This window comes from Caulobacter sp. (assembly GCF_035254145.1).
GTDB lineage: Bacteria > Pseudomonadota > Alphaproteobacteria > Caulobacterales > Caulobacteraceae > Caulobacter.
The window spans coordinates 1-4,357 of sequence record NZ_DATFAV010000183.1 but is presented as its reverse complement, the minus strand read 5'-3'; the positions used below and the strand labels follow the sequence as shown (position 1 = coordinate 4,357).

Here is a 4,357-nt window from a genome sequence, read left to right as displayed (position 1 = left end):
GGAAGCCTCGCGGAGGCTATCCGGGACCCAGGGGCCAGCGGCGGCGCGGCGGCCCCTGGGTCCCGGCGCTCCAGCCCGCTATGCGGTCCTCCGGCCGGGATGACGAGAGGAAATAGCTTTGACTTCGTAGGGCGTGAGGTCCTGCCTCGCCGACACCTTCTCCCGCAAGGGGAGAAGGGTTAGATGACATCGGGGGCTGAAGGAGTTTCGATGGCCGCGTCCAAGTCCGCTCTGTCCGCCCTCGCCCTTTCCCTGACCTTGTCGGCCTCGGCCCTGGCGCAGACGGCTCCGCCGCCGCCGACGGTGGATCTGGGCCAGGCTCCCCCCCAGGACGAGAGCGCGGTGGTCGCCGAGCTGACCGTGATGGCCAAGCCGCCCGGGCCGGCGATCTGGCTGGTCGAGCGGGACGGGGCCAAGCTCTACATTCTCGGGTCGGCCACCCCCCTGCCCCATCAGCTGAAATGGTCCAGTCCGCGCCTGGAGAAGGCGCTGGACCGCGCCAGCCTCGTGCTGGTGCCGCCCGAGGCCTCGGTCGGGGTCACCCAGATCGCCAGCTTCGTGCTGCGGTTCGGCGGCGGCCTGCGCCAGCCGCTCGGGAAGTCGCTCGAGGACCAGCTGCCGCCGGACCTGAAGGCGCGCTTCACGGAGTCCCGTCTCCAGGCCCGCAAGGGCGCGGGCGAATACAAGAACTGGAAACCGGCCGTGGCGGGCTTCCTGCTGCTATCGGATTTCCGCCAGGCGGCGGGGCTTTCCGAGGCCAAGCCCGTCAGCACCATCCAGCGCATGGCCAAGGTGCGGAAGCTGAAGGTCAAGGCCGTCGGCCAGTACCGGATGAGCGCGGTGACGACGATCGCCTCCAAGCTTTCGCCCGAAGACCAGCTCTATTGCCTGCGGGTGGCGCTGGACGAGATCGCCTTTGACGGCGCCAACTCCACGACCATCGGCCGCGACTGGGCCGAGGGGGACCTGGCCTCGGTGCGCGCCCGCTATCGCGCCAGCGCCGCCCAACGCTGCCTGGTGCACGCGCCCGGCGGGCCGGCCCTGCTGGAAAAGGGCCTTGTCCAGACGACCGAGTCGATGACCGAGGCGCTGAGGCGTCCCGGCGTCACCGTGGCGGTGGTGGATCTGGGCTTCCTGCTGCCCGCCAATGGCGTGCTCGATCGTCTGAAGGCCAGCGGCGCGACGATCACCTCGCCGGTCGAATAGCGGCGGCTTGACGGGCGGGCGTCGACCCCGTCAGCCTCCTCCCTCCCGGGAGGAGCCCAGCCATGAGACCGATGATGATCGCGGCCGCCGGCCTGGCGCTGCTGGCGACCGACGCCGCCCGCGCCGAGGTGGTCGATGCGTCGCCGAACGGCTTCGAAGTGAAACACGAGGTCGTGCTGAACGCGCCGGCCGCCACCGTCTGGGGGCTGCTCGTGCAACCGTCGAAATGGTGGTCGTCGGCCCACACCTGGTCGGGCTCGGCCGCCAATCTGTCCCTGGGGGCGGCCTCGGGCGGCTGTTTCTGCGAGCGGTTGCCGAACGGCGGCTCGGTGCTGCACATGACCACGGTCCACGCCGCGCCGGGGACGAGACTGGTGCTGTCGGGCGCCCTGGGCCCGTTGCAAGCCTCGGGCGCGACAGGGGCCCTGACTTTCGTCTTGGCGGAGAAGGACGGCAGGACGACGGTGACCGTCACCTACGATGTCGGCGGCTATCTGAAGGGCGGCCTCGACAAGATCGCGGGCGGCGTCGACGCGGTGATCGGCCAGCAGGTCGCCGGACTGAAGGCGGCGGCGGAGGCGAAATAGGAAAAACCCTCGTCATCCCGGGCGGCGTAGCCGACCCGGGACCCAGGGGCCGGCGCGGTGCGCTTGGTCCTGGGTCCCGGCTCTCCGCTTCGCTGCGGCCGGGATGACGAGGGTTCTTTGTCGTGGGTAGGTGTTTAGCCGACCTCGGCCAACCCATCGTCGCTGGCGCCCAGCAGGGCCATCTGCAGGCGCGAGCGGTCGCGGCGGGCCGCTTCCAGGGCGCCTTCGGCCAGGGCGTTTTCCGAGGTGAGGCGCTCGATCGTCGCCTGCAGTTCGGAGAGCTTCTCCTCGTGTTCGCGACGGATCTGGTCCTGGGCTTCCTGCATGGCGTCGAGACGGGCGCGCAGTTGCTGGGCGCGTTCCTCGGCGCGCTTGAGGGCCTTGTCCTGGGCGACGCCGCTCTTGGCCAGCTGGTCGGCGCGTTCGATGGCGGTGGCGCGAGCCGTGTCGACACCGGCGTGACGCTGGCGCAGGCTCTCGGATTCTTCTTCCAGGGCGCGGATACGTTCCAGGGCGCGTTCCAGCGCGACGTTGAGGTCGCCAGCGCGACGTTCGACGGCCTTCTGGTGAGCGCTGGACTCGGCCAGGCGGCCCGAGATCTGGGTGTTCATCTCTTCCAGCTTGTCGGCGCGGCCGGTGGCGGTCTCCAGGCGGGTCTGCAGGGCCGAGATCTCGGCGCGGCTGGCCTCGACCTGGCTTTCCAGGCCGCGGATGATACGGCCGCTGTCGGTCTGGTGAGCGGCCAGGGCGTTTTCCAGGGCCTGGACGCGGGCGCGCTCGCCGGCGATCTGGGCCTCCAGGTCGGTCTCGATGCGCGACAGGCGGGCCAGGTCCAGACCGGCCTGGTCGACGCGCTTCTTGAGCGTGGCGGCTTCCTCGCCCAGCAGGGCGTTGTCTTGGTTGGCGCGGGCCAGGGCGGCCTCGGCGTCGCCCCGACGGGCGTCGATGTCCTGGGCCTGGGCGCGCAGGCCCTCGACGTCCTGGACCAGATGTTCGATGCGGGCGTTGGCGTCGCGCAGGGACGCGTCGAGACTGGAGACCTTGAGATCCGACTGCAGCAGGGCGTTGCGCAGACGATCGATCTCGAGGGCGTTGTCCTCCAGCGTCACGTCCTGGCTCTGGCGGCGGGCTTCGGACTCGCCAAGAGCGGTTTCGGAAGCGGCCAGACGGGCGCTGACCTCGCGCTCCTCGGCTTGGATCTGGGCGATCTGGCGCTGGGCCTGGTCGAAGTTGGCGCGCAGGGCGATCAGCTCGGCGTGCTCGGCGCGGCGAGCCTCGAACTCTTGGCCGACCGGGCCGCGGATCTCGGCGATCAGCGGCTCGATGGCCTTCAGGTGCTCCATCACGCGGCCGATGCTGTCGAGACCGCCATGGATGGTCTCGTAGCGCTGGCCGATCGCCTGGGTGGACTCGATCTGGTGAAGCATGGCCTCGCTCCGGGTGTCGTCACCCAGAACGGCCGGCTTCGCGTTCTTATCCCGAGAAGTCTTCGACAGCAGTCTCATCTCGCCCACCTTCGCCCCGTGCGTGTTCGCCGCGTCCCTCGGGACGCTGGGGCGAACGCCGCGAATCTCTTACCCAGAGGTTAACAACCTAGTCCACGGACAAGATGAATGTCGAGGGGCCGGAACCGCGACCGGGCGTCGCGGATGGGCGGCGAATCCCCGATTTCTGGGGATGGGGAAGCGGCCTCGACACAGCCGCTCTCTAGTTATCCTCTCGATCGGTCATGGCTATTCGATAGATCGCGCCTATATTCGAGCCATGCTGCCCACCCTGCGCCAACTGCAATATCTGAAGCTGCTCTCCGAGCACGGCTCGTTCAGCCGCGCCGCCGAGAACGCCCACGTCACCCAGCCGACCCTGTCGGCCGGCATCCAGGAACTGGAGAAGATCCTGGGCGCGTCGGTGGTCGACCGGGCGCGTTCGGGCGTCATCCTGACCGCCGCCGGCCAGGAGGCGGTCCGACGGGCCGAGGATATCCTGACCCGGGCCGAGGACCTGGTGCAGGCCGCGCGCGGCGCGGGCCAGCCGCTGGTCGGGCGGTTCCGGCTGGGGGTGATCCCCACCGTGGCCCCCTATCTGCTGCCGCGCGCCCTGCCCGTTCTGCGCGACCGTTTTCCCAAGCTGCGCCTGTTCCTGCGCGAGGACCTGACCCACCGGCTGATCGGCGCCCTGAAGAGCGGGGCCCTGGACGCGGCGCTGATCGCCCTGCCCTACGACATGAGCGGCCTGGACTGGGCCCATGTCGAGGACGACGAACTGCTGGCCGCCGCCCCGGCCAACCACCCGATGGCGGCGTCGATACGAGTGGATCCCGACAGCCTCAGAAACGATGACCTGATCCTGCTGGAGGACGGCCACTGCCTGCGCGACCACGCCCTGGCCGCCTGCGGGCTGGAACCGCCCCCCCGTCATGGAAATGGGGGCGTGGGCGACGAGGAGAGCTTCGCGGCCACCTCCCTGCCGACCCTGGTGCAGATGATCGGCTCGGGCCTGGGCGTCTCGTTCCTGCCGGCCATGGCGGTGCAGGCGGGGCTGACCGACCACGCGGCCGTGACCGT

General features: G+C 70.0%; 4 protein-coding genes and 1 pseudogene. 3 read left to right on the top strand and 2 right to left on the bottom strand.

The features are described 5' to 3' along the window. The first annotated feature begins 210 nt into the window (after positions 1 to 210). Positions 211 to 1,206: a TraB/GumN family protein gene (locus tag VJ655_RS10965; protein ID WP_324111093.1), complete on the top strand. Its 996-nt coding sequence runs from the start codon at positions 211 to 213 to the stop codon at positions 1,204 to 1,206. A gap of 71 nt (positions 1,207 to 1,277) precedes the next feature. Beyond that, positions 1,278 to 1,793: an SRPBCC family protein gene (locus VJ655_RS10960; protein ID WP_324111094.1), complete on the top strand. Its 516-nt coding sequence runs from the start codon at positions 1,278 to 1,280 to the stop codon at positions 1,791 to 1,793. Between the two features lie 28 nt (positions 1,794 to 1,821). Here the strand turns inward: VJ655_RS10960 and VJ655_RS10955 are convergent. Together VJ655_RS10955 and creS are read right to left on the bottom strand one after the other, a co-directional pair. Then, positions 1,822 to 1,950, bottom strand: a pseudogene (locus tag VJ655_RS10955) (hypothetical protein); the annotation flags it as partial. After that, positions 1,928 to 3,298: a crescentin gene (gene creS / locus VJ655_RS10950; RefSeq protein WP_324111092.1), complete on the bottom strand. Its 1,371-nt coding sequence runs from the start codon at positions 3,296 to 3,298 to the stop codon at positions 1,928 to 1,930. The gene creS and the pseudogene VJ655_RS10955, both read right to left, overlap by 23 nt. A 259-nt stretch (positions 3,299 to 3,557) precedes the next feature. Here creS and VJ655_RS10945 point away from each other — a divergent pair. Then, positions 3,558 to 4,357: hydrogen peroxide-inducible genes activator (locus tag VJ655_RS10945; RefSeq protein ID WP_324111091.1), on the top strand; the 800-nt coding region annotated here is incomplete at its 3' end.